At 48.1% G+C, this 24,839-nt stretch carries 19 protein-coding genes; 16 read left to right on the forward strand and 3 right to left on the reverse strand.

All coding sequences use genetic code 11. The annotated features are described in order from the left end of the window. The first annotated feature begins 8 nt into the window (after positions 1-8). Both accA and tilS read left to right on the forward strand, forming a co-directional pair. Positions 9-965 (forward strand): acetyl-CoA carboxylase carboxyl transferase subunit alpha, encoded by a 957-nt coding sequence (accA, locus tag BFR57_RS02170; RefSeq protein ID WP_071462418.1) that lies wholly within the window; start codon positions 9-11, stop codon positions 963-965. A gap of 9 nt (positions 966-974) precedes the next feature. Beyond that, positions 975-2,315: a tRNA lysidine(34) synthetase TilS gene (gene tilS / locus BFR57_RS02175; RefSeq protein WP_071462419.1), complete on the forward strand. Its 1,341-nt coding sequence runs from the start codon at positions 975-977 to the stop codon at positions 2,313-2,315. Between the two features lie 10 nt (positions 2,316-2,325). On the opposite strand, the gene BFR57_RS02180 is transcribed toward tilS, so the two are convergent. Further along, positions 2,326-3,180 (reverse strand): GGDEF domain-containing protein, encoded by an 855-nt coding sequence (locus BFR57_RS02180; protein WP_143441033.1) that lies wholly within the window; start codon positions 3,178-3,180, stop codon positions 2,326-2,328. A gap of 195 nt (positions 3,181-3,375) precedes the next feature. Between BFR57_RS02180 and BFR57_RS02185 the strand changes: the two genes are divergently transcribed. The 8 genes from BFR57_RS02185 (at position 3,376) to BFR57_RS02220 (ending at position 15,732) form a co-directional block, all read left to right on the forward strand. After that, entirely contained in the window at positions 3,376-5,340 is a 1,965-nt protein-coding gene (locus BFR57_RS02185) for a monovalent cation:proton antiporter family protein (RefSeq protein WP_071462421.1), read from the forward strand. A 183-nt stretch (positions 5,341-5,523) separates the two neighbouring features. After that, positions 5,524-6,756 carry an efflux RND transporter periplasmic adaptor subunit gene (locus tag BFR57_RS02190; protein WP_253183600.1) on the forward strand — a complete coding sequence of 411 codons (1,233 nt, stop codon included), beginning with the start codon at positions 5,524-5,526 and terminating at the stop codon, positions 6,754-6,756. 12 nt (positions 6,757-6,768) lie between these two features. After that, positions 6,769-9,948, forward strand: a complete 3,180-nt coding sequence (locus BFR57_RS02195; protein WP_071462423.1) for an efflux RND transporter permease subunit — start codon at positions 6,769-6,771, stop codon at positions 9,946-9,948. Positions 9,949-10,107: 159 nt separating this feature from the next. Next, positions 10,108-10,827, forward strand: coding sequence for a DUF599 domain-containing protein (locus BFR57_RS02200; RefSeq protein ID WP_071462424.1), 720 nt, complete (start codon positions 10,108-10,110; stop codon positions 10,825-10,827). Positions 10,828-10,831: 4 nt separating this feature from the next. Continuing rightward, a complete protein-coding gene (gene astE, locus BFR57_RS02205) occupies positions 10,832-11,863 on the forward strand; it encodes a succinylglutamate desuccinylase (protein ID WP_071462773.1) in 1,032 nt (343 codons plus the stop codon). A gap of 145 nt (positions 11,864-12,008) precedes the next feature. Then, positions 12,009-13,196: a thiamine pyrophosphate-dependent dehydrogenase E1 component subunit alpha gene (locus BFR57_RS02210; RefSeq protein ID WP_006955709.1), complete on the forward strand. Its 1,188-nt coding sequence runs from the start codon at positions 12,009-12,011 to the stop codon at positions 13,194-13,196. Next, entirely contained in the window at positions 13,196-14,173 is a 978-nt protein-coding gene (locus tag BFR57_RS02215; protein WP_006955708.1) for a transketolase C-terminal domain-containing protein, read from the forward strand. The genes BFR57_RS02210 and BFR57_RS02215 overlap by 1 nt, the downstream gene beginning before the upstream one ends. A gap of 11 nt (positions 14,174-14,184) precedes the next feature. After that, complete coding sequence (locus BFR57_RS02220; protein ID WP_071462425.1) at positions 14,185-15,732, forward strand: dihydrolipoyllysine-residue acetyltransferase; 1,548 nt, start codon at positions 14,185-14,187, stop codon at positions 15,730-15,732. 51 nt (positions 15,733-15,783) lie between these two features. Here BFR57_RS02220 and BFR57_RS02225 read toward each other — a convergent pair whose 3' ends face one another. Continuing rightward, the gene (locus BFR57_RS02225; RefSeq protein WP_071462426.1) at positions 15,784-16,677 is read right to left on the reverse strand and encodes a DMT family transporter; all 894 of its coding nucleotides are present in this window, start codon (positions 16,675-16,677) and stop codon (positions 15,784-15,786) included. Positions 16,678-16,772: 95 nt separating this feature from the next. Between BFR57_RS02225 and BFR57_RS02230 the strand changes: the two genes are divergently transcribed. Next, positions 16,773-17,189, forward strand: a complete 417-nt coding sequence (locus BFR57_RS02230; protein ID WP_071462427.1) for a VOC family protein — start codon at positions 16,773-16,775, stop codon at positions 17,187-17,189. Positions 17,190-17,268: 79 nt separating this feature from the next. Beyond that, positions 17,269-18,573, forward strand: coding sequence for a PAS domain-containing methyl-accepting chemotaxis protein (locus BFR57_RS12935; protein WP_071462774.1), 1,305 nt, complete (start codon positions 17,269-17,271; stop codon positions 18,571-18,573). Here BFR57_RS12935 and BFR57_RS02240 read toward each other — a convergent pair. Further along, complete coding sequence (locus BFR57_RS02240) at positions 18,570-20,141, reverse strand: AbgT family transporter (RefSeq protein ID WP_083404995.1); 1,572 nt, start codon at positions 20,139-20,141, stop codon at positions 18,570-18,572. The two genes, BFR57_RS12935 and BFR57_RS02240, sit on opposite strands and share 4 nt — an antisense overlap. A 93-nt stretch (positions 20,142-20,234) precedes the next feature. Between BFR57_RS02240 and rnhB the strand changes: the two genes are divergently transcribed. The 4 genes from rnhB (at position 20,235) to BFR57_RS02260 (ending at position 24,815) form a co-directional block, all read left to right on the forward strand. Then, on the forward strand, positions 20,235-20,801 hold the full coding sequence (rnhB, locus tag BFR57_RS02245) for a ribonuclease HII (RefSeq protein WP_071462428.1): 567 nt from the start codon (positions 20,235-20,237) through the stop codon (positions 20,799-20,801). Positions 20,802-20,867: 66 nt separating this feature from the next. Continuing rightward, a complete protein-coding gene (locus BFR57_RS02250) occupies positions 20,868-21,812 on the forward strand; it encodes a 2-oxoglutarate and iron-dependent oxygenase domain-containing protein (RefSeq protein ID WP_071462429.1) in 945 nt (314 codons plus the stop codon). After that, entirely contained in the window at positions 21,809-23,584 is a 1,776-nt protein-coding gene (locus BFR57_RS02255; RefSeq protein WP_071462430.1) for a 5'-nucleotidase C-terminal domain-containing protein, read from the forward strand. The genes BFR57_RS02250 and BFR57_RS02255 overlap by 4 nt, the downstream gene beginning before the upstream one ends. A 10-nt stretch (positions 23,585-23,594) precedes the next feature. Beyond that, positions 23,595-24,815: a multidrug effflux MFS transporter gene (locus BFR57_RS02260; protein ID WP_006955698.1), complete on the forward strand. Its 1,221-nt coding sequence runs from the start codon at positions 23,595-23,597 to the stop codon at positions 24,813-24,815. The last annotated feature ends 24 nt before the right edge of the window (positions 24,816-24,839 follow it).

Here is a 24,839-nt window from a genome sequence, read left to right on the forward strand (position 1 = left end):
ATTAAATAATGAGCCTAAACTTTTTGGATTTTGAACAACCGATAGCCGAACTCGAAGCCCAAATTGAAGAATTAAAGAATGTTGGCGAACGTGGTGAGCTCGATATAAACATCGAAGAAGAGCTCAAACGGCTTAAGCAGAAGAGTAAAGAGCTGACCGAGAAAATTTTTTCGGAGTTAGGTGCCTGGCAGGTTGCTCAATTAGCGCGTCATCCGTTGCGTCCTTATACTCTCGATTACATCAAGCGCATTTTTACTGAGTTTGATGAGATGGCAGGTGACCGTGCTTACGCTAACGACGAAGCGATTATCGGTGGTGTGGCGCGTCTTGATGGTAAGCCTGTGATGGTCATTGGCCAACAAAAAGGGCGCGAGACGAAAGACAAAATTCGCCGTAACTTTGGCATGCCCAAGCCTGAGGGCTATCGTAAAGCATTACGTTTAATGGAAACCGCCGAACGTTTTAATATGCCAATTATTACCTTCATCGATACTCCGGGTGCCTATCCTGGTATTGGTGCTGAGGAACGTGGGCAGAGTGAAGCCATTGCGCGTAATCTAAAAGTGATGGCGCGTTTAACAGTGCCTATCGTTTGTACTGTAATTGGTGAAGGTGGCTCAGGCGGTGCATTAGCGATTGGCGTGGGCGACCGAGTTAACATGCTGCAATACAGCACGTATTCAGTTATTTCGCCTGAAGGCTGTGCATCGATTCTTTGGAAGAGTGCGTCGAAAGCGCCTTTAGCAGCCGAAGCGATGGGTGTAACTGCGGATAAGAGTAAAGCACTGGGTTTGATCGACACGATTATTCCAGAACCGCTGGGTGGTGCACATCGCAATATGGATGAAATGGCGAGTCGCTTAAAAGATCAATTAAACGCTGACTTAGGCGAGCTGATTGGCCTTGATAAAGAGCAACTGCTCGATCAGCGCTATCAGAAGTTGATGTCTTTCGGTTATTGCTAATAGCCGACCATGAACACCGATACGCTGTACTCTAAATTTCAGCACAGTTTACAGCGCCTAGAATTAGTGCCCGGGCAACAACTCGTTGTTGCCTTGGGTGGTGGTGCGGATTCGCAGACCATACTCGATTGTTTAAACCGCTTTCGGCAAGAAAACCCACAATACGCCTACCTTGCTATCCATCTCGACCATCATTTTCATCCCGACTCACCGTTATGGGCACAGACCATTCAGCAAAGCGTCGACGATTATGGCATGACGAGCCACTTTGAAGACTTATTGTTTGAACAACAGACGCGAGTGTCTAAAGAGGCGATGGGGCGCGAACGTCGGTATCAACGTTTAGCAGCGCTTACCGATGACAATGCGGTTATCTTATTAGGCCAACATCGCAACGATCAGATTGAGACCTTTTTGCTGCAATTAAAACGTGGCAGCGGGCCCCGCGGTCTTGCCTCGATGGCTGAGGTGCAGCCTTTCATTGGACAAAGGCGACTGGTGAGGCCGTTATTGGATGTTAGCAAAGAAGATATTTTAAGCTACGCTCACGCACATCAGTTGACCTGGATTGAAGACGACACAAACTACGATACCCAAATTGAACGTAACTACCTGCGTCATGAAGTGATTCCCAAGATCGAGCAACGCTGGCCTCAGTTCGGTCATAGCGTGCTCCGTTCAGCGGCGCTTTGTGCGGAACAAGATGCACTGCTAGATGAACTCTTGGCTGACAAACTCAACGATGCATGGTGTCAAAATCATTGGTTAGGCACGGGGCTAAGTGTGGCTCAGTTGAGTGATTACTCGGAGCCACTGCAACGCGCTGCTATTCGTTTTTGGTTAACGCGGCATACCGATTGTCAGCGCATGCCGTCACATGCTCAACTGCAAGAAATTCAGCAACAAGCACTGAATGCTTCGAGCGATGCAAAGGTCGAAGTGCGCTTGGGCGCGGCTAGCGTTTATTTGTATGCCAAGGCATTATGGTGGTTTAAGACCGATACTCAATCGCCTCAATTATATGGGCAGGGTGCCCAGCTAGGTCGTCCATGGGATCGCGTCAAATGGCAACTTACTGAGGATCAGCAGCGCCAAGTATCTATTGAACTTACCACGATCGCACAATTATCGACGCCAATAAAATCACAGAAACTCTACCAACCAGGTCGACAGGGTGGGAAGTTACTCAGGGCGTGGTTGAAGCAAGCACGTATTCCATGGTGGTTACGCGACGATTTACCCGTATTACTCGTTGGAGATTGGTTATGGTTGCCTGTGTGTGGTTGGCTAACATGTACGGATTCGTCAACTCCACCACCCTTCAAAGTCAGCTTTGAGCGCTCGGGGTAATACGCGCATCTTAATGACTATCGAAGATATGGCACGCGCCACCGGCATGTTTTGCCGCATACATATTTTCGTCGACTTGGGTTAGTACCTGCTCGACACTGAAATATGGATGCACGCGCACCGAGCCGGCACTGATCTTGATACCATATTGGCTTATCAAAGGTTGTTCACATAGACGTTGTTGCATACGCTTAAAAAGTGCATGTGCAGAGCGTAGATCGGTGTCACGCATAAGCAATAGAAACTCATCACCACCAAACCTAACCGCAACATGATCGTGATCAATTTCTTCGCCAATGATGCTGGCAATTTCTTGTAGGATCTCGTCACCGACGTCATGGCCCTCGCGATCATTGACGTGTTTAAAGTTATCCAAGTCAATCATCATCACTGTATGCGTACGTTGATGTGCATTTTTAATGAGCTTAGCGAGTCGAGGCTTAATGATGGTACGGTTATAAAGTTGTGTTAAAGGATCGCGTGAGGCGAGTTGGCTCATTTGTTGGAATGCTAATAAGTTCCTTAGCGGAAAGACAAGATGAGCATGCATCTTTTTGAGTCGTAACTTTTGTAAAAATGAAAGCGGTTGTAGAAAAGTGTACGTTATTTGTCCGAGTAGTTGGTCATCAGCATAAACTAATACCGCATGCTCGGTTGCGGTGGCTCCCTCTTGTATCAGCACATGGTGATGCAAAGACTCGCTTTCAAAGCGAATCTGTTTTATCGGAACGCGCGTGTTCAAATGAGCGGCAAACAGTGCAAAGAATTCACTTACATCAAGGGTCGTTTGTAAGCGTTCCGCGAGTGAACGTGACTTCTGCCAGTCTTCGCGACGTGACAAATAGCTCGAAAGTTTTTGTGGCATGCTACATTTAACGCTGTTTTTCGAATTGACTTTATTTAACATGACGATCAATTATTTTTGATAATACTAGTTAAAGCAAAATTTGTGCCATAGAGTAAAAATCAATTAATATCATGAAGTTAAATAAGTAAACTCATTGTCACTCTAGCAGTGTTATTATTTTGACAGGACAAACACAATGATGAGGAGAAGCCTATGTACGGTACATTTGCCAGTCTACTAATGTTACTTGCAGTGGCCGTAGTCTTGGTATGGGCGTTTCGCCGCATAAAGTTACCCGCCATTTTGGCGTATCTTACCGCGGGTGTTATCGCAGGACCCGATGTGATGGGTTGGATAGCTGACCCGAATGAATACCATCTGATCGCAGAACTCGGTATTGTGTTGTTGCTTTTCTCTCTAGGCTTGGAATTCTCGCTTCCTAAGATGCTCGCAATGCGACGTTGGGTATTTGGTTTAGGTTCGGCTCAAGTGCTTGTTTCACTGGCCTTATTCATGGGCCTCGGACTTTGGTTGCTTGATAGCCCAACAGCCGCACTCGCTGTAGCTGGAGCGCTGGCGCTTTCGTCAACCGCGGTGGTGATAAAACAGCTCAGTGAAAGCTCACAAACGGCAACGCGACGCGGCCAAATGACCGTTGCCGTATTGTTATTCCAAGATATCGCGGTCGTCCCTTTATTAATTGCCATCCCGCTCCTTGCAGGACAAGGCGGCGACAATATTGTTTACAGTCTATTGTTAGCGCTGCTTAAAGGTGCGGCTGTGATCACGGTATTACTCTTGATTGGTAAATGGGTTTTACCGTACCTATTTCGTGAAATTGCTCGTCAACGCACTGATGAGTTGTTTGTACTCGCCACGTTATTGGTGGCTTTGGTCGCTGGCGGCCTAACCCATTTATTTGGTTTGTCGATGGCGCTTGGGGCCTTTTTAGCCGGTATGATGCTTGGCGAAAGTAAGTACAAACATCAACTCGAAGCCGATATTCGTCCTTTCCGTGACATTTTAATGGGACTGTTTTTTACCACCGTCGGTATGCAATTGTCGCTCAACGCAGTGGTTTTCGAGTTTCATTGGATAGTCGCGACTTTGCTGGTTATGGCGCTGATTAAGGTATTATTGATTCAAGGCGTAGCGCGCATGATGGGTGAACACCGACGTGATGCATGGGCGACGGCAGTATCATTATTTCAAATGGGCGAGTTTGGTTTTGTACTTGTGTCTTTGGCTGCCTCCTATGGTCTTTTAGAGCCTCGGATCAGTTCCATTCTGATTGGTGTGGGTGTGTTAAGTATGGCGATTACCCCATTAGTCATTCAAAAGCTACAGCCTTTGGTTGCGTTCTTGGCACACGATGAAGGAGATTCATCAGGTATCCGCTCCGATCAATCCGAAGAGGAACAATCGGCCCCGGCACTTATTTGTGGTTTCGGACGGGTCGGACAGACCGTATCACGATTTTTAGAAGCTGAAGGTATTAAACATGTCGCGATAGACAATGATCCGATGCGTGTGCAAGAAGCGGTGGCAGGGGGCGCCAAAGTGTATTTTGGCGACAGCGCTAAGCGCGATATCTTGCGTGCCGTTGGCGCGCAACATGCGCCATTGATTGTGATCAGTTATGCCGACGACACCTATGCGATAAAAACGTTGAAAGAAATTCGTGCTATGAACGAAGACGCCTTTATCTTAGTGCGAAGCCGCGATGATAGCCGTTTGACTGCGCTGCAAGAAGCCGGTGCTTCGCAGGTTGTGCCGGATACCCTAGAAGCGAGTTTGATGTTGATATCGCACGTGCTGAACCGCTCAGGTGTGCCTATTCGTCGCATTCTCACGCGCCTAGAACAAGAGCGACGTAACCATTATGGCGATATGCATGGCTTTTTCCCTGGTTCGCATACGGATATGGATCCCGAACGGTTAGAGAAACTTCAGTTTTTGCATGCAGTGCCTTTACCTCAACACGCATGGGCAGTCGGCAAGTCGGTGGAAGAGTTAGATTGGTCTAAACGTAATGTAGAGCTCAAGGCGATTCGCCGTGATGATGTCGAAGTGACTGATTTAACTGATCAAATTGAGTTAGCAGTTGATGATGTTGTGTTGTTAAGTGGTAAACCGGCTGCGGTGGAAGCGGCAGAACGGTGGTTACTAGAGGGATAGCAAGGGTTTCAGCTAAGTTTGTAATAGTCCGTTACAACTTAGGGGGCGAAACTCATAAATAGCAACACATCTGTGCTAACAATTTACATTTATTGCGGCGATAATAAGGCTATAACAAAATATTCTTAACCAATTGACTGAGCGACAATTATGAAGATTAAGAAAAGAGCCTTTATCCCACCGATGATTATAGTTTTGTTTATTGCGCTAGCCGTGGTCGCTAGTATGGCGGGTAAGCCGCCTGAGAAAAAACAAAACGTTAAACCCGCCCCGATGGTCGAGGTGAAAGAAGTCCAACCCGAGAACATGACGTTTGTTGTTGATTCGCAGGGTACGGTTCGACCAAAACACAGTACGCAACTGTTATCAGAAGTGAGCGGCCAAATTATTGAAATCGCCGATAACTTTAATGCGGGCGGCTTTTTCAGCAAAGGTGACATGTTGTTGCAGATTGACCCGAGTGATTACAAGGTCGCTGTCCAACAAGCAAAGGCACAATTGCTACAAGCCCAAGCTTCGCTTGAAGAAGAAAAAGCTCGTGCTCGTGTTGCTGAAGAAGAGTGGGCGATGTTCAAAGACGGCGAGGCACCTGCCTTGGGTCTTCGCAAGCCTCAGCTAGCCAGCGCGCTATCAGCGGTTGAATCCGCTGAAGCAAACCTAGCGATGGCACAGCGTAACCTCGAACGTACGACGATTCGTGCGCCATTCGATGCGATCTTGCGCTCTAAGCAAGCTGACTTAGGTCAGTTTGTCGGCTCAGGCAGTCAAATTGCTATGTTATATGGCACCGGTACCGCCGAAGTTCGCCTGCCACTGAGCGACTTAGATACAACGTATCTCGATATGCCGAGCGAAGGTAAACAACCCAAGGTTCATTTACAGTCGATGGTAAACGGTATTAGTACTGACTGGCAGGGTCGTTTAGTTCGCACTGAAGGCGTGTTAGATGAAAATAGCCGCGTTATTTATGGCGTGGTAGAAGTCGATGACCCATACAATCTGGAAGGGAATACACACAACGCAACCTTGCGTTATGGCCGTTTTGTTGATGCCAAAATTGAAGGGCAATCGGTATCGAATGTCATGAGCGTGCCAACATACGCGATCAATGAAGACAGCTCAGTATGGATTGTCGATGACGAGCGAGTGCTTAAGCACCGTACGGTGCAAGTGATTCGCACCCAGAGTAATGATTCGATTATCAGTTCGGGCCTTGAGCGAGGCGATAAAGTGGTACTGACTCAGTTAGCTAATCCGTTGCCTGGAACGCCCGTTCGCTTAGAAGGTGATCCGCTCCCTGCGCAAATGGAATCGACTGCACAAAAAGAACAACAAAGTGGCGACAACAAGCAGTCTGCCGAGTCGGATAGTAGCGAAGCCGGTAATGAACAAACGGCGAGCAACGCGAACCGCTAAGAGGTCATGACGATGAGTACAGAAGATACTAATAAAGGCATTATCGCATGGTTCGCGCGCAACTCGGTTGCCGCTAACCTGCTATTATTCCTGATTGTGGTTGCGGGCGTGATGTCGATTTTCAGTGTTCGCAAGCAAATGTTTCCAGAAATTTCATTAAACGTAATCAGCATTCAAGTACCCTTCCCAGGTGCTGCGCCGCAAGAAGTAGAACAAGGCGTCATTATGTTGATTGAGGATGCGCTCGAAGACGTTGATGGCGTTGAAGAGATGACATCGCGTTCACAGGAAGGCCTCGGCTCAGTCACTATTGAAGTTGAACCCGATTACGATGTTCAAGTAGTGATGGACGAAGTTAAAATGCTAGTGGACGCCATCCCTAACTTCCCACAACAAATTGAAAAGCCAAACATCTATCGTGTGCGACCTAACCGCAATGTGATTTGGATGACTGTCTACGGTGATGTGACGGAGCGTCAGCGCAAAGAGCTGGCTAAAGAAGTCCGTGACGAGCTTAAACAAGTAGGCGGAATTACCAAAGTAGAAGTCGTGGGTGCACGTGGTTACGAAATCGCTGTAGAAATTTCGCAAGAAGATCTCGAACGCTATGGTTTGAGTTTCCAGCAAATCGTTAATGCCGTGCGCGGCACCTCGCTCGATGTCGCCGGTGGTTCTATTAAAACGCCTAATGGCGATATTTTACTGCGCGCTAATAATCAGGCGTACGTGGGTGATGAATTCGAGAAAATCGTGTTGATTAGTCGCCCTGATGGTACTCGTTTGACCTTAGGTGACATTGCGCAAGTGACCGATGGCTTTGTCGAGACTGAGGCGTTCACCCGCTTTGATGGCAAGCCAGCGACCTTTGTGCGGGTTAACTCGGTAGGCGATCAGAACGATCTTAAAATCGCTGAAGTTGTGAAAAACTATGCGGAACGCAAAAATACCTCGCTACCTGATGAAGTAAAAGTCGCGTATTGGGGGGATTCGTCATATTACCTGCAAGGCCGTCTCGACCTCATGTTAAATAACATGTGGATGGGTGGTTTGTTGGTATTCCTGATGCTGTCTTTGTTCCTACAGCTACGATTAGCGTTCTGGGTGATGATCGGCATTCCCGTGTGCTTCTTGGGTACAATCGCGCTGATGCCGCTACCGATGTTTGATGTGTCCATTAATATGATCTCCTTGTTTGGATTCATATTGGTGCTCGGTATAGTCGTGGATGATGCCATTGTCATAGGCGAAAGCGCCTATACCGAGATCGAAGAAAATGGCAAATCGATAGACAACGTGGTGCGTGGTGCTAAGCGGGTTGCGATGCCAGCGACGTTCGGTGTTCTGACCACCATGGTGGCCTTCGTGCCTATGCTGATGGTGGATGGCGGTATGGGCGCAATCTGGGAGTCTATTGCCTGGGTTGTCATCCTTTGCTTAATGTTCTCACTAATCGAGTCTAAGCTGATACTGCCTGCGCATATCGCCAACATGAAGTACTCGAAAGATGGTAAGGACAAACCGAATGCGTTCCAGCGTTTCCGTAATCGCTTTGCTGCTGCTGTGCAACGTTTTGTACACGGTTACTATCGTCCTTTCCTGAAGAAGTGTCTTCATTATCGCTACACAACGTTAGCGACCTTCGTTGGCATGTTGATCTTAATGGTTGGCTTGATTAGCGGTGGTATTGTGCGTTGGGTTTTCTTCCCCGATATTCCGAGTGACTTTATTCAGGCAAACATTGAGATGCAGCCAGGGACATCGGAAGAGCGTACCATTGAAGTCTTGAAAGCGGTCGAGAACGGACTGAAGTCTGTTGATGACACCATCGCTGAAGAAGAAGGTTCAGGCGTTGTTCGTCATACCAATATTTGGATGAACGGTAATACTGGCGGTACTATCTTCGCTGAATTGAAGAAAGGTGAAGAACGAGAGATCGACGGCTACGCGATTGTTAATAAATGGCGCGAAAACGTGCCTGAATTAGCCGGTGTACGTACCGTTAACTTCCAAGGTGGTATTGGCGGCGGCAGTGGCTTCGATATTGAGTTCCAGTTGACAGGCCAAAACCTCGACCAGCTTAAATCCGCGGCGGATGAGCTGAAGCAAGTCATGTCGACTTATGATGGTGTGTTTGATATCGAAGATACGTTCGGTGACGGCAAAGATGAGATTTTGCTCAAAACCAAACCGCTCGCAGAAGCCATGGGCATTGACCTTGGCGAGTTGGCTACGCAAGTGCGTTATGCTTTCTACGGTGCTGAAGCTCAACGTATTCAGCGTGGTGACGAAGAAATTAAAGTGATGGTTCGCTATCCTGAATCTCAGCGCCAATCCGTGGGTAACTTGCAAGATATGAAGTTACGTACTGCAGACGGCGGCGAGATCCCGTTTACCGAATTGGCTGAGATTGAGCACTCGAAGGGTTATGACACCATTACGCGTATCGATCGTCAGCGTTCAGTTAACGTGAGAGCCCGTGTGAACAAGGATGAAGTCGAGCCGTCTAGCATCGTGCAAGAGATCCGCAATGTGAAATTGCCTGAGATCTTGGAACGTCACCCAAGTGTTGGGTTTGGTTTGCAAGGCGCGACTCAGGACGAGGCGGAAGCGACCAGTTCATTGGCCGTGGGTGGCGTATTAGCTATGTTTGCAGTGTACGCGCTGATGGCTGTGCCGCTGCGCTCATACAGTCAGCCTCTGATCATTATGTCAGTGATTCCGTTTGGTATCATCGGCGCGATTATTGGCCACTGGATTCTGGGTATGCCGGTGAGTATCTTGAGCTTGTTCGGCATCATTGCCTTAGCTGGGGTCGTGGTGAATGACTCGTTGGTAATGGTCGACTATGTCAACCGAGCGCGTGAAGAGGGTACGCAATTGCGTCATGCGGTGTTAGATGCGGGCTGTCGACGCTTCCGTGCGATTACGCTGACTTCATTGACTACATTCTTTGGCTTGTTGCCAATCGTTTTAGAGAAGTCATTGCAGGCGAAGATCGTTATTCCAATGGCGATCTCCTTAGCGTTTGGTATTATTTTCGCAACGATTATTACGTTGTTGCTGATTCCATGTCTCTACCTGATTTTGGATGATGCAAAACGCAACACGCAAACAATGTTGTCTTGGTATGGTTTAGCGAAACCGCCTAAACCAAAAGAAGAGACCACTGAAGAAGCATTAAAAGATTACTAAGTTAATGCGCATAAAAAAGCCGAGCCTCCGTGCTCGGCTTTTTTGTGCCTGACCGAAATTACAGCCGCCGTGAAAATTTAAAATGCGCTCATCAAAGTTGTCATAAACTGTTAACATAAGGCGATTAATGTAGGCACAATCAACAGGCACGGGGACGCTATGCTGCTATCAGTGATCGACATCATTGTTTTGTTGTTCTTTTTTGTTTGCTGGATAGGTTATTCCCTGTTCGCGCGTAAACGCGCTAAAACCACACACTGTTTGTCGAGTATTCTGTGTGAGCTGCGTATCGACTGGATGCGTAATGTGATGCACAAAGACAATCAAATTGCCGATGCCTCACTTATCGGCAACGTAGAGCGTACAGTGACTTTCTTCGCTTCTTCGACCATTTTGGTGTTGGCGGGTGTAATTACCGTACTCGCGCATGCCGACCAGCTAGTAAATGTACTCAACGAACTGCCGCTAACACCCACCGCGCATGTGAATATGGTGCAGTTTAAGCTTGCTGTGCTAGCGCTTATATTTATCTACGCCTTTTTTAAATTTACTTGGGCTATAAGACAGTTTGGTTTCGTGTCGGTGTTGCTCGGTGTCAGCGTAAATTATCAGCAGAACCAACGTCCAGAAGAAGAACGTGAAGAGTTTGCTCGTCATGCTGCGAAAGTATTGGACCAATCCGGTCATGAATATAACAAAGGCTTAAGAACGTATTATTTTGCACTCGCGTACATGTCATGGTTTTTGCACCCTGTGATGCTGGTGGTATCAAGTGCCATTGTCGTTTGGGTATTGTACCGACGTGAGTATAAGTCACGGGTATTACGTGACTTATTAGCTACCAAAGGGTTTGTCCCCGGGAAAAAAGTGAAGGAGTAAGATGGTGGACCAAGTGTTTAGCAATTTTCTTAACTGGACTCGACAGCACGAATGGGGCTACCCCGAACAATTTCAGAAGAGATTAGATAACGGTACTCAATTAACGGTTTGGGACAGTGGCGTGTTGGTCGTTGAACCGGACCATGCCGGCGACAAAGATATTATTTTATCGTGTGCTGTTCATGGTAACGAAACCGCACCCATTGAAATTTGCAGCGATATTATTCAGGACATTATTTCGGGTGAACAGACAGTTGCTCATCGCGTACTATTTCTTATTGCTAATCCAGCTTCAATTAATATTGAACAGCGGTTTGTCGAAGAAAATATGAACCGTTTATTTAGCGGTGCGCATAGTCAAGGTAGTAAACAGAATAAAGAACGTGAGCGTGCGAAAGAAATTGAAGGCTATTGCGAGCGTTTTTACGCATCGGCTCCAAAGGGAGAGCGTCGCCGTTATCATTATGATTTGCACACCGCCATTCGCGACTCTAAGCGTGAAAAATTTGCCGTCCATCCGTTTACCGACGGTAAGCCATATCACCGTGAACAATTGCAGTTCTTACTCGCCTGCGGTGTTGATACCATTTTATTAAACCAGCAACCGACCACAACATTTTCCTATTTTTCATACAACACCTTCGGGGCTCAGGCATTTACCGTTGAGCTGGGTAAAGTGAAAAAATTTGGCGAGAATAATCGTGCGGATTTCCAAGCGGCAGAAGATACGCTGCGTCGGCTAGTGGGTGAGCAAGTGCTTAGTTTCCCTGAGTTTGAACCAGAACAGCACTTTATGTTTGCTGAAGCGCAAACAATTAATCGTCAACACGAAGAATTTGAACTTAATTTCGCCGATGACGTAGCTAACTTTACCGCTTTTGACAAAGGCGACCTATTAGCGATTGATGGTGGTGAAAATATTTACGCACAGCATGATGGCGAACATATTATTTTCCCTAATGCGCAGGTGGCATTGGGGCAACGCGCTTTGTTGACCGTAATCCGAGTGCCGACAGAATCACTCGAGCTGGTCTAATCTCCGCATAATATTTGTTAAAACTGTTCGTTTCCATTTACACTAGGCCCACTGGATATTCTCCCGTGGGCTGTTTGCATGACACTTTACGTAAAGGTAAAGTAGCGGCAACTTTACACCCTGCTTAAAACCGAAAGAGAAGGTTATGGCCAAGGATAAAAAACACAATACAGAGATAGTGACCCAGTCACAGTGGTTTGACAGTGACTCAGTAACTATTCCCATGCTCCAGCTTCTGAAAGAAGATGGCAGCTTACACAAAGGCGTTGAGATGCCAGAGTACGACAAGGATCTCATCGTAAAAATTCATGACACTATGTTGTTCATCCGTACCTTGGACGAACGCATGATTGCCGCACAGCGCCAAGGTCGTATTAGTTTCTACCTGGCTTCGCGTGGCGAAGAAGCTGAAAGCGTGGCTTCAGCGGCGGCGTTAGATCAAGGCGACATGATCATGGGTCAATACCGTGAGCAAGGCGCGCTGGCTTATCGTGGATTTACCGTAGAACAGTTCATGAACCAGTTGTTCTCAAACGAACAAGATCTTGGTAAAGGGCGTCAGATGCCGGTTCACTACGGATGTCGTGAGCTTAACTTCATGACCATCAGTTCGCCTCTGGGTACTCAGATTCCACAGGCGACCGGTTACGCGTTTGGCCAAAAAATGGATAAAACCGGCAAATGTACTATTTGCTACTTCGGCGAGGGTGCTGCATCTGAAGGTGACTTCCACGCTGCACTGAACATGGCATCAGTTTATAAAGTGCCGGTAATCTTCTTCTGTCGAAATAACGGTTATGCGATTTCTACACCGTCTCAAGGTGAGCAATACGGCGGTGATGGTATCGCACCCCGTGGTATTGGTTACGGCATCAAAACTATCCGTGTCGATGGTAATGATGTGTTTGCTGTGTTGAAAGCAACCCAAGAAGCACGTCGTCTCGCCGTTGAAGAAGACGAGCCTGTATTAATCGAGGCGATGTCTTATCGTATGTCGGGTCACTCAACCTCAGACGATCCGACCGGCTACCGTACACGTGATGAAGAAGACGAGTGGAAAGTGAAAGATCCGCTTGAACGTCTGCAAAAGTGGATGCTGAACGAAGGTTGGTTGACCGAAGAGCACATCACCAGTCAGCATGAGAAAGTTAAAGCCAGCGTTTTAGCAGCACTGAAAGAGGCCGAGAAAGTGCCAGCTCCTCACATTGATGAACTTATCAATGACGTTTACGACCAACCGAATGAGTTGCTTAAAGAACAGCTTGAAGAACTTAAAGAACACATTCGCAAATATCCGGATGCCTATCCGAAAACGTCGGGGAGACTGGACTAATGGCTAAAATGAATTTACTACAAGCCATCAACAGCGCCTTAGACCTGGCGATGGCTAAGCACGACAACGTATACAGCTTCGGTGAAGATACTGGCGGCTTCGGTGGCGTATTCCGCGCGACCTCAGGCTTAACCGAGAAATATGGTAAACACCGTAACTTTAATACGCCGCTCGTTGAGCAGGGTATTATTGGTTTCGCGAATGGCTTGGCATCACAAGGCAGCTACGCCGTCGCAGAAATCCAGTTCGGCGATTATATCTTCCCAGCGTTTGACCAAATCGTTAACGAATCAGCTAAGTTCCGCTATCGCTCAGGTAACGAGTTTAACGTCGGTGGTTTAACGATTCGTACGCCGTATGGCGGTGGTATTGCAGGTGGTCACTATCACTCGCAATCTCCGGAAGCCTATTTTGCACATACGCCGGGCCTAAAAATCGTCATGCCACGTAACCCATACGAAGCCAAAGGGTTATTGCTGAGCAGTATCTTTGACCCCAACCCGGTTCTGTTCATGGAGCCTAAGCGCTTATACCGAGCTTCAACCGGTGATGTACCAGAGGAAGAGTACACGATTCCTCTCGGTCAAGCTGAGGTGGTTAAAGAAGGCGCTGACATCACGCTACTCGCGTGGGGCGCACAAATGGAAATGACTGAAAAAGCGGCTGAACTTGCTGAGAAAGACGGTGTTTCATGTGAAATAATCGATCTGCGCACGATTTTGCCGTGGGACGTAAAAACCGTCACTGAGTCGGTGTTGAAAACGGGACGTTTAGTTATCAGCCAAGAAGCGCCGATAACCAGCGGCTTTGCGAGTGAAATCGCAGCGACAGTACAGGATAAATGCTTCTTGTATCTTGAATCGCCGATTGCGCGCGTGTGTGGTTTGGATGTTCCTTATCCATTGTGCCATGAGAAAGAATATATGGCGGATCATCTGAAGATCTACGAAGCCATTAAACGCACGATGAACTACTAAGGGTCAATGTCATGAGTAAAGATTTTATTCTGCCGGATATTGGTGAAGGCATCGTCGAGTGTGAAATTGTTGAATGGCTTGTAGCCGAAGGCGATACCGTAAAAGAAGACCAGCCGGTTGTTGAAGTAATGACCGACAAGGCGATGGTTGAAATTCCTGCGAAGGATGATGGCGTTGTTGAGAAGCTGTATTACCAGAAAGGTGATATCGCAAAAGTTCACGAGCCGTTATTCCGCATCAACGCCGAAGGTGATGCTTCTGATGATGCTGCGCCGGCATCTGACGATGCCGCACCTGCTTCTTCGGATGATGCTGAAACCACTGATTTCATTCTGCCGGATATCGGTGAGGGTATCGTGGAATGCGAAATTGTTGAATGGCTCGTCAGCGAAGGCGATGAGGTCAAAGAAGATCAGCCCGTTGTCGAAGTCATGACTGACAAAGCGACAGTTGAAATCCCGGCTAAAGAAGATGGCAAAGTGGTTAAGCTTTATCACAAGAAAGGTGATATCGCTGAGGTTCACAAACCGTTATTCGCACTGCAACCTGCCGGTGGCGTTGAGCCAAGCAAGCAGACTAAAGATTCAGCACAAGCGCAGCAGAAGAACACACCAAGTCAATCGGCTGATGGTGGGGCAGAACCGGCGCAACCAGCGCGTCAAGGTAAGGCCGTTGCGAGTCCTGCGGTGCGTCGTTTAGCGCGTGAAAATAGCATTAACATCGCGGATGTGCCAGGTTCTGGTAAAAAAGGTCGGGTGTTAAAACAAGACATTAAAGACTTTGTTGCCGGTGATAAGTCAGCATCACAAGCGAGTACGCAACAGCAAACGACTACTTCTGCACAGCAGAGCGGTGGTTCGCGTACCGAAGCAATCCGTGGTGTGAAAGCGGCGATGGCGAAGCAGATGATGAACTCTGTCAGCACAATTCCGCACTTCACTTACTCGGACGAGTTTGACCTGACGAACTTGATTGCATTGCGGGAAAAACTCAAAGAGCAATATAAAGAACAAGGTGTTCGTCTGACGGTGATGCCGTTCTTTATCAAGGCGCTGTCATTGGCGCTGAAAGAGTTCCCTATCATGAATGCACAGGTCAACGATGATTGCACGGAAGTCACTTATTTTGACGACCACAACATCGGCATGGCGGTTGATACCAAAATTGGCTTGTTGGTACCTAACGTAAAACAGGTACAAAACAAGAGTATTATCGATGTTGCGAATGAAGTGACACGTCTAACCCAAGCCGCACGTGAAGGCAAAGTGCCGCAAGCGGACATGAAGGGCGGTACTATCAGCATTTCAAACATCGGTGTTATTGGTGGCACGGTGGCAACGCCGATTATTAATAAGCCGGAGGCAGCGATTGTCGCTTTAGGTAAAGTACAAGAACTGCCGCGTTTTGATGCGGATGGTCAAGTGGTTGCACGTAAGATGATGACGGTGAGCTGGTCGGGTGACCACCGTATTATCGATGGCGGCACCATCGCGCGCTTTAACAAGCGTTGGCAAGAGTTTCTTGAAGATCCCACCAGCATGCTGGTAAATATGGTCTAACAAGGCTAGATAGTAAAAAGGCGCTCCATAGAGCGCCTTTTTTAATGGCCATCAGCCCAGAGATTTCTTTTTAATGCGAATACGCTGAAAAACCAATCCCGAGATAATCAGGACTAAGCCGGCGATGGTGCTCAGATGAATTGTTTCACCAATGATTTGGTTGAGTAAAATCAGCGAAATAAACGGCGATAAAAATATCAAATTACTAATAAGGGATGTGTTGGTCGCAGTTTTCATTGCGCTCATCCACAGTAAGAAGGTAATCCCCATTTCGAATAAGCCAACATAGCTTACTGCCAGCCAGCCTTGCCATGGGATCCCGCTCCAATCGTCAAACCATACTGATGCAACCCACAAGAATGGAAGCGATAAACCGAAAGCAAGTACTAACTGTACGACCGAATCAGCGTTACGTTTGGTATTGATAATCCAGTACAAGGCCCAGAGAAAGGTTGATAGTAGCGCCCAAAGAACGCCTTCTAGATTACTGAATGAAAGTCCTATAACATCGCCCCGCGTTGCAATCACCAGCACGCCTAAGTAGCCCAGAGCGCTGGCAAACCAATCCCGCTTACGAATCTTTTGTTTAAGTAATACGGCTGCCATAAATGTGAGCGCAATGGCCCAGGTATAGTTGAGCGGTTGAGCCTCCGAAGCGGGAAGCAACGAGTAGGCCTCGAACAGCACCAAGTAGTAAACGGTGGGGTTGAGCACACCAATTAATAGGTAATAGAGCGGCATCCTACGCAGCTCAAGCAAAAGTTGCGCTTGCTTACGTTGAATAAATGCCACCAAGGTCAGCACGAGGCATGAAACCGTACTCGCAGCGGTCACCATTTGCAGAGGGGAAAGGTAGTTAAGCGTGATCTTGAAGGCGGTTGCTACCGTAGACCATAGCAACACAGCGGAAAGTGCATAAAGAAACGCCTTTTTGTCGTTTTCCATTATCCCCCCTTAGTGCAAATCATGTGATTGGCGCGGAGAATAGCGCACTTTGGGGTGAGTGCCTAGCTTAGTTTAAATGGAGTTTAAAAGGTCGTATGAGTGGATATTTAAGTGTCATCACTTTGGTTGTCGATGACCTCAATCGAAGTTTTGAGTTTTACAATCAAGTATTTGATTGGCCTAATAAAGGCTTGCAAGGTAATCGAGAAGATGACACCCAAGTGGCATTTTTTTCGCCGCAGGGGAACGTGAAAATTGCACTTTGGCCACGCGAAAGCTTTAATCGCCAACTAGAGATCAATAGCGTCCACTCGCCTTGCATGGGTACCACGATGCAAAGCCTCAATGTGGAATCGGAAGCTGCAGTGGAAGCCTTATTTGATCGCGCTATGCACGCCTTTGCAGAATCCATCAAGCCACCCCATTGGCAACCATGGCATTGCTATGGTGCCTACTTTAAAGACCCAGATGGCCACTTGTGGGAAATCACCTTTAATCCATCCAAAGCTTAAGAGATAAGTTCATCGCTTAGTTGCAAGGATTGTTAGTAACACTTTTTAGAGTGCACGCTCTAAAATGCCGGAGGAAAGTATGTTTAATCGGCAATTAAAACAACAACTTGAGACGACACAGCAAGTCGCTTCACAGCTGCAGTCGACGTTTGACGCAATTGATGACCACGTCGCACGCATCGACTTTACCCCAGCAGGTGACGTCATTGATGCTAACAGCGTATTTTTAGCCGCGATGCAGTGTTCATTAGAGGCTATCGTCGGGCGCCATCATCGGCAATTCTGTGATAGCGAGCTTGCCTCCTCGGACGACTATCACCAGTTTTGGCGGGATCTTGCTCAGGGGGTTGCGAAAAAAGGTCGGTTTAAGCGTCGACGTCCAACAGGTGAGGAACTGTGGTTAGAGGCGACATACTTTCCCGTGCGCGATGCTCAGGGGCGCGTGAATCGTATTATGAAAATTGCTTCGGATGTCACCGCCGAGGTGGAGCAGCTCAATCGACAACGTTCGATTACCGAAGCGATTAGCCGCTCGATGGCGGCTATTGAGTTTGATACCCAAGGTCACGTGTTGTGGGCAAATGATAACTTTTGCCGAACCATGGGTTATCGACTCGAGGATATTCAGGGTAAACATCATCGAATATTCTGTGATGACAGTTTCTATCAAAAACACCCTGATTTTTGGCAAAAGTTGAGTCAGGGTCAGTTTGAAGCCGGTCAGTTTAAACGTATTCGCAAAAATGGCGAGAATATTTATTTAGAAGCGACCTATAACCCGATTAAAGATGACAACGGCACAGTGCAATCGATTATTAAGTTTGCGACCGATATAACCGAGCAAGCCGTTGCTTCACAGCAAGCTGAAGAAGCGGCTGAAATAGCTCAGAGTACCTCGCTACAAACGGCGCATATTGTTAAAGATGCGATGAAGGGTATTCAACGTAATACGAACACGGCTGCTGATATCGTCAAACGGAGCGAGCAAGCGGATGCAGTAGTGCAAGAACTCAAGTCGCAGTCGGTTAAAATCAGTGAAACGGTAAAAACCATTAATGGTCTTGCTGATCAAACCAACCTGTTAGCACTGAATGCGGCGATTGAGGCAGCGCGTGCCGGTGAACATGGGCGAGGCTTTGCTGTGGTGGCGGATGAAGTGCGTCAGTTGGCTACCCGGACAACGCAGGCAACCGCTGAGATCAGTCAAGTGATGACCATGAGTGAGGGCGTTTCTGCCCGAATTTCTGAAAATATGGCGGCGATTCAGCAGGTCGCCCAAACCGGCGAAGAACAGATGCAGGAAATTCGCGCCATTATGGAGGAAATTGATCAAGGGGCGAACAACGTGGTGAACGCTGTCGCCCGCTTGAACGTGGGTCATTAGCCGGCTGCTGGGTAAGCGTAGCTTGAGCCAAAGCCCAGCGGAATGCCGAGTGTCCAGTAAAGAACCAAGAAAATAGACCAAATAACCAGTAACGCAATCGAGTACGGTAGCATCATGGATACTAAGGTACCAATGCCCGTACTCTTAACATAGCGCTGACAGTACAACACGATCAGTGGGAAGTAGGGCAATAACGGCGTAATAATATTACTGCTCGAATCCCCGACTCGATAGGCGGCCTGCGTCAAATCAGGCGAGTAACCGAGTTGCATCAACATCGGTACTAAGATCGGCGAAATAAGCGCCCATTTAGCGGATGATGAGCCAACAAACAGGTTGATGAACGCCACTAGAAAAACAATACCCACCATGGTCACCCCACCAGATAACTCTAATGAAGCGAGGAAGGTGGCACCTTTGACGGATAGCAACGTGCCTAGCTGTGAATCCCCGAATGCCTTAATAAACAGTGCGCAGAAGAATGCCATGACAATGTAGTACGCCATACCTTCCATCGCGGTCGACATCGCTTTGATGACATCCTGTGAGTTAGTAAAGGTTTTCGCGACAAAGCCGTGCACAATGCCTGGTACCACGAAGAATAAGAATATCAGCGGTACAATCATGCCAAATATGGGCGCCGTCACACTGGCAAGATTGCCCTCGCTGTCTGCGAGTGGTGACTGGTCTATGACTGCAAGATAGGTCAGCAGGGCGGCACCCGCGAGCATGGTCATCACCGCTGTCTTAAACGCTTTTTTATCTTGTGGTGTGACATCATCAAGCTGCGGCATATCCTCTTGGTCGCCATCAATGGGCACGTTTTTAAGGCGTGGCTCAATGACTTTGTCCGTTAAAAACCAACCAATGGCAACCACCACCAATGAAGACACCGCTGTGAATGCATAGTTGTTAAGCGGGTTCAGTTGTACTGAAGGGTCAATAATCTGTGCAGCGCTCTCGGTAAAGCCTTGTAGTAAGGGGTCAATCGCCGAGGGCACAAAGTTCGCGCTAAAGCCCCCTGAGACACCGGCAAATGCGGCTGCGATACCTGCCAACGGGTGACGTCCTGCCGCGTAGAAAATAACACCACCTAACGGGATAACCAGCACATAACCCGCATCTACAGCAGTGTGACTGACGATTGCAACCAAAATAAGCATGGGGGTTAACAGCATTTTGGGTGTAACACGCAGCATCAATTTGATACCTACGTTAATAAAGCCCGAACGCTCGGCTACCCCGACACCCAACATGGCAACTAAGACCACACCGAGTGGCGCAAAGGTCATAAAGGTATTGACCATCCCCGTGAGGAATGACGTCAGTTGATCGCTCGCTAATAAATTGGTGATGGTGATGGCATCACCGGTGACGGGGTGGCGTTCGGCAAAGTCGACATACGAAAGTCCCCACGAAACAAAGGCGACAATAATCAGTAGGCCAAAAAACATCACTGCCGGGTCCGGTAACTTATTACCGACTTTTTCGATGCCATCTAGGAACCGATTCAGCAATGTATTCGGCGACTGTTTTGCCGTAGGCGTAGGCGTTTCAGAATCGCTCATGGTATCCTCTTATTAAAGTTAGAATGGTTAAATTTAAAATGCTGTGGAAAATGTTATCACAGTGTTAACAAACGAAGGTAGAGACTTTACGCGATGATTTGTGGAGTAGATGAAGCGGGGCGTGGCCCAATCGCGGGACCTGTTGTAGCCGCTGCTGTTATTTTGGACCCTGAGCAGCCGATTGAGGGACTCAATGACTCTAAGAAGTTGAGTGCAAAAAAGCGCGAGCGCTTGAGTGAAGAGATAAAAGCAAAAGCGCTTTACTGGAGTATTGCGCAAAGTGATGTCGACGAAATTGACCAACTCAATATTCTGTGGGCGTCAATGCTGGCGATGAAGCGTGCAGTGGAAGCGCTGCCAGAAGCTCCGACTGAGGTGCTCGTGGATGGCAATCGTGTACCCGATCTCGTCGTGCCAGCACGCGCTGTCGTAGGCGGTGACGCCAGTGAACCGACCATCGCTGCGGCATCGATACTCGCCAAAGTCGAGCGGGATCGACAAATGCTGGAGTGGCACCAAACCTACCCACAGTATGAGTTCGATCGCCATAAAGCCTACGGCACCGCGCGTCACCTTGAATTACTGAAGCTACATGGGCCGTGTGTCATTCATCGACGCAGTTTTAGACCGGTACGTGAAGCCCTCAACGCTTGTGATTAAAGCGGTTTCTTTTTAAACTATACAGCCTTTTGTTTTGCTGTTTTTCGACAATTTACGGATGTACCCATGCAATCAACTAATCACTCGATTCCCCACGTGGATATGCGTCGTTACGACGAAGATTTTCAAGCATTTACCAAGGATGTCGGTAACGGCTATGAAGAATATGGATTTATTGCGCTGACAAATCATGGTGTTGATACACAGTTGATTGAACGAGCTCTGGATACTTGCCGTGAGCTATTCGCACTGCCCGAAGACGTGAAAATGAAATATCACCGTCCTGGAGAAGGTGGTGCACGGGGTTATACGCCGTTTGGTACTGAGATTGCAAAAGATGCAAAACATGTCGATTTAAAAGAGTTCTGGCATGTGGGACGTGAGCTCGAAGGCGAGCCGCCGTATCCACAGTTGCTGCCCAACGTGTGGCCCGAGGAACTGCCAGAGTTTAAGCGCGATATGACCTTGATCTATCAAGAACTTGATAAACTAGGCAACAAGGTATTAGATGCGTTGGCGGTGTTTTTAGACCAGCCGCGAGATTTCTTCCGCGACAAAGTCAACTTGGGTAATTCAATCCTACGTCCGCTGCATTACCCACCGATTATCGATGAAGGGACACAGTCGGTGCGCGCCGGCGCGCATGAGGATATCAATGTACTGACGCTGTTGGTGGGCTCGCGTGAACCTGGGCTTGAAGTATTGGCGAAGGACGGTACTTGGGTGCCGGTCACCATTATTGAAGGTGCTATTATTTGTAACGTGGGTGATATGCTGCAACGACTCACTAACCACCAGTTGCCGTCAACAACTCACCGCGTGGTGAACCCTCCGATGCCTTACAGCGCTAAATCGCGTTATTCGATTCCATTCTTTTTGCATTTTAATCCAGATGTGATGATTACACCGTTGGAATCATGTATTTCTGAAGAAAATCCACAAAAAGATGAACCTATTACCGCTGATGACTATCTGATGGAACGGTTACGCGAAATAGGTTTGGTAAAATGAAACAGGTTGTAATTTCGTCGCTGGCACTCACCTTGTTGGGTGCTTGCGCTTCTACGCCGCAACAACCCGCGGCGCCGAAGCCTTTTGAATTGACTATCGCACATATCAACGATCATCACTCGCACCTGGCTCCGAGCGAATTAACCTTTGATTGGGCAGGGCAGGCGTGGCAAGTCGAAGCGGGTGGCTTCCCGCGTATGACGGCGATGATTGACCAGATTAGACAGAACAATCAAAACGTCCTGACATTACATGCGGGCGATGCAATTACCGGTAGCGTGTTTTTCAAACGCTTGGGCAGCGCCGCCGATGCGCGCTTTATGAACGATACGTGCTTTGATGCGTTCACCATTGGTAATCATGAATTTGATACCGGGGATGCTGGATTAAAAACCTTTTTAGATCAGCTTGGAACGACGCGCTGTAATACCGCGAAGTTGTCCGCCAATATTGAACCCGAAACTGGTGTTTCGCCGTTAACACCGCAAACGGCAACGGATTCTTTTCAGCCTTATACGATTATTCAGCGTGATGGGCAGTCGCTTGGACTGGTCGGTTTAACGATCGCCCAGCGCACCATGCAAACCTCGCACCCGGATAAAACCACACGGTTAACCGATGAATTAGCCGCTGCTCAGCGCACCGTTGCGGAACTGCAGGCGCAGGGTATTGAAAAGATTATTCTATTAACGCATGTGCAATACCAAAATGATATCGACTTCGCGGGCAAGTTGCCGGGCGTGGATGTTATTATTGGTGGTGACTCGCACACCTTGCTCGGGGATTTTAGCGCGTTCGGTATCGATGCCGACGGCGCTTATCCAACGCAGGTGACCAACGCGGAAGGCGATCCGGTTTGTATCGCGCATGCGTATAAATACAGCCAAGTAGTCGGTGAGTTACACGTCACCTTTGATGGTGATCGGGTGGCAAGTTGCTCGGGGCGTCCGCACTATTTGATTGGCTCTGATGTACAGCCCAAGGCGGGCGCAGTAACGACCGTACAGCCGGTACTTGATGCGTTGGACCAATCGGGCGTTTTTACGCGCATAGAACCCGATACACAGCAGCAAGCGTGGTTGGATACGTACCAACAACAGATTGACGCGTTTGCAAATGAAGTCTTAGCTAAGGTGCCACAGCGCATTTGTACGCAACCCATTGGCACACCACGTCGTGCCGAGTGTGGGCAACAACAAAGTTCAGGCTTGCAACGTTTAATTGCCGAATCTTTTTTAGCCGCAGCGCCCGACGCTGACTTTGCGATTCAAAACGGTGATGGGTCACGTGGCGATATCGAGCCAGGTACCTTTACCGTAGGTGATGCATATAAGTTATTACCGTACGGCAATACGTTGATGACGATCGAGATCAGTGGTTCTGAGTTAAAGCAAGTCTTGGAAGAGGCTCTGAATTTTGCCGTAACGGGTGACGATAATATCGGTGCCTATCCTTACGGTGCGAACATTCAGTACTCAATTAACTTACAGCAAGGCTTTGGCGACCGTATTTCCGACATCAAAGTGTGGGATGACGAGCAGCAAACTTGGAAAGCCGTACGACCACGGGATACCTATCGCGTGGTGACTAATAGTTACATTGCTGGTGGACAAAGTGGCTATAAAACCTTTTTAACTTTGTCTGACCGAGGTCGAGCCCACAATACCGGTATCGACTATGCACAAGCCTTCGCCGACTATGTGCGCCAATTTGATCAACTCAAGCGACCAACACAGTTTGCTACGCAGGAGTTTGTACCCGCAAAAGAATAGGAGTGAACACATGAGTGGAACGCAGCGCGATTCCTTTACCGTATCTGATTCAGCACGTTTCGATTTTGTAGTTATTATTCTTGCGTTGCTGACAGCTTTCGCGCCGCTTTCCATCGACATGTATTTGCCGGCATTTACGGCAATTGCGGCAGACTATCAAACCGATACACATCGCGTTGAGCTCTCGCTCAGCGCGTTCTTTTTTGGCTTGTTCATTGGTCAGTTACTCTACGGCACCGCGACCGATAAATTTGGTCGTAAAAAGCCGCTGTATATTGGCCTCGCTATCTACGTTGTGACGTCCATTGCCTGTGCTTGGGCGCCTGACATCGAATGGTTAATCGTGCTGCGCTTTTTCCAAGCGATTGGCGCCTGTGCGGGGATTGTCATTGCCCGTGCTGTGGTGCGAGATCTCTACACACCGCAGGCTTCTGCGCGCGTGTTTTCCTTTTTGATTTTGGTGATGGGTGTGGCGCCTATTTTGGCACCACTGTTTGGTAACTATGTAACCGAATGGTTTGGTTGGCGAGCCATTTTTTGGATTGTCAGCGTGCTCGGCGTTGCTTGCGCCTTTGTTATTCATCTCGTATTGCCTGAAACCCGCGGGCGTCGCTATGACGTGCGTATGCGACATAGCGGCCGAACCTATTGGGACGTATTAAAAGATCGCAGTTTTCTGCGCTATTCACTGACAGGTGGCATCGCACAAGCAGGCTTGTTTGCTTACATCACAGGCTCTCCATTGATGTTCATCGAGCTGTTTGACTTTACACCATCAGCTTATAGCTGGCTGTTTGGCGCAAATGCGGTGGGTATCATCGGTTTTTCGCAGCTTAACGGATGGCTGTTAAAGTATTACCCGGCACGTAAAATTCTTAACGTATCTTTGCCTATTTTAGCGGTCGTTTCAGTGGGGATGGCGGTTGCTGCCTATGTAAAAGCACCGGTATGGGGCATTTTAGTGCCGTTATTCGCCTACATCTCCACGCTGGGCCTTGTTTTCCCCAATGCCATGGCAGGGGCACTGGCTAATCAACAAGAGCGTGCAGGCTCTGCCTCAGCGGTGACGGGGAGTTTACAGTTTTTAATTGCAGGCTTAGTTTCTATGGGCGTTAACTCAGTTAGCGGCTTAACCGACTATGCGATGGCATGGGTAATTGGCTCTACTGGCATTATTGCTGTCGTTACGTACCGGTTGATGCGTTACGAAGAGCCGGAGTCAGCGGCCTAATCGTGATTAAGGGCATAAAAAAAG

It is taken from the genome of Idiomarina sp. MD25a (assembly GCF_001870515.1).
Taxonomy (GTDB): Bacteria; Pseudomonadota; Gammaproteobacteria; order Enterobacterales; family Alteromonadaceae; genus Idiomarina.

What these genes read in the sequence shown, in the direction of transcription:
- BFR57_RS02185 (WP_071462421.1), top strand. Translation starts at nt 3,376, where the DNA reads ATGTACGGTACATTTGCCAGTCTACTAATGTTACTTGCAGTGGCCGTA.
- BFR57_RS02240 (WP_083404995.1), bottom strand. Translation starts at nt 20,141, where the DNA reads ATGAGCGATTCTGAAACGCCTACGCCTACGGCAAAACAGTCGCCGAAT.
- BFR57_RS02210 (WP_006955709.1), top strand. Translation starts at nt 12,009, where the DNA reads ATGGCCAAGGATAAAAAACACAATACAGAGATAGTGACCCAGTCACAG.
- tilS (WP_071462419.1), top strand. Translation starts at nt 975, where the DNA reads ATGAACACCGATACGCTGTACTCTAAATTTCAGCACAGTTTACAGCGC.
- BFR57_RS02225 (WP_071462426.1), bottom strand. Translation starts at nt 16,677, where the DNA reads ATGGAAAACGACAAAAAGGCGTTTCTTTATGCACTTTCCGCTGTGTTG.
- BFR57_RS02180 (WP_143441033.1), bottom strand. Translation starts at nt 3,180, where the DNA reads ATGCCACAAAAACTTTCGAGCTATTTGTCACGTCGCGAAGACTGGCAG.
- BFR57_RS02255 (WP_071462430.1), top strand. Translation starts at nt 21,809, where the DNA reads ATGAAACAGGTTGTAATTTCGTCGCTGGCACTCACCTTGTTGGGTGCT.
- accA (WP_071462418.1), top strand. Translation starts at nt 9, where the DNA reads ATGAGCCTAAACTTTTTGGATTTTGAACAACCGATAGCCGAACTCGAA.
- BFR57_RS02220 (WP_071462425.1), top strand. Translation starts at nt 14,185, where the DNA reads ATGAGTAAAGATTTTATTCTGCCGGATATTGGTGAAGGCATCGTCGAG.
- BFR57_RS02215 (WP_006955708.1), top strand. Translation starts at nt 13,196, where the DNA reads ATGGCTAAAATGAATTTACTACAAGCCATCAACAGCGCCTTAGACCTG.
- rnhB (WP_071462428.1), top strand. Translation starts at nt 20,235, where the DNA reads ATGATTTGTGGAGTAGATGAAGCGGGGCGTGGCCCAATCGCGGGACCT.
- BFR57_RS02195 (WP_071462423.1), top strand. Translation starts at nt 6,769, where the DNA reads ATGAGTACAGAAGATACTAATAAAGGCATTATCGCATGGTTCGCGCGC.
- BFR57_RS02250 (WP_071462429.1), top strand. Translation starts at nt 20,868, where the DNA reads ATGCAATCAACTAATCACTCGATTCCCCACGTGGATATGCGTCGTTAC.
- BFR57_RS12935 (WP_071462774.1), top strand. Translation starts at nt 17,269, where the DNA reads ATGTTTAATCGGCAATTAAAACAACAACTTGAGACGACACAGCAAGTC.
- BFR57_RS02260 (WP_006955698.1), top strand. Translation starts at nt 23,595, where the DNA reads ATGAGTGGAACGCAGCGCGATTCCTTTACCGTATCTGATTCAGCACGT.
- BFR57_RS02190 (WP_253183600.1), top strand. Translation starts at nt 5,524, where the DNA reads ATGATTATAGTTTTGTTTATTGCGCTAGCCGTGGTCGCTAGTATGGCG.
- BFR57_RS02230 (WP_071462427.1), top strand. Translation starts at nt 16,773, where the DNA reads ATGAGTGGATATTTAAGTGTCATCACTTTGGTTGTCGATGACCTCAAT.
- BFR57_RS02200 (WP_071462424.1), top strand. Translation starts at nt 10,108, where the DNA reads ATGCTGCTATCAGTGATCGACATCATTGTTTTGTTGTTCTTTTTTGTT.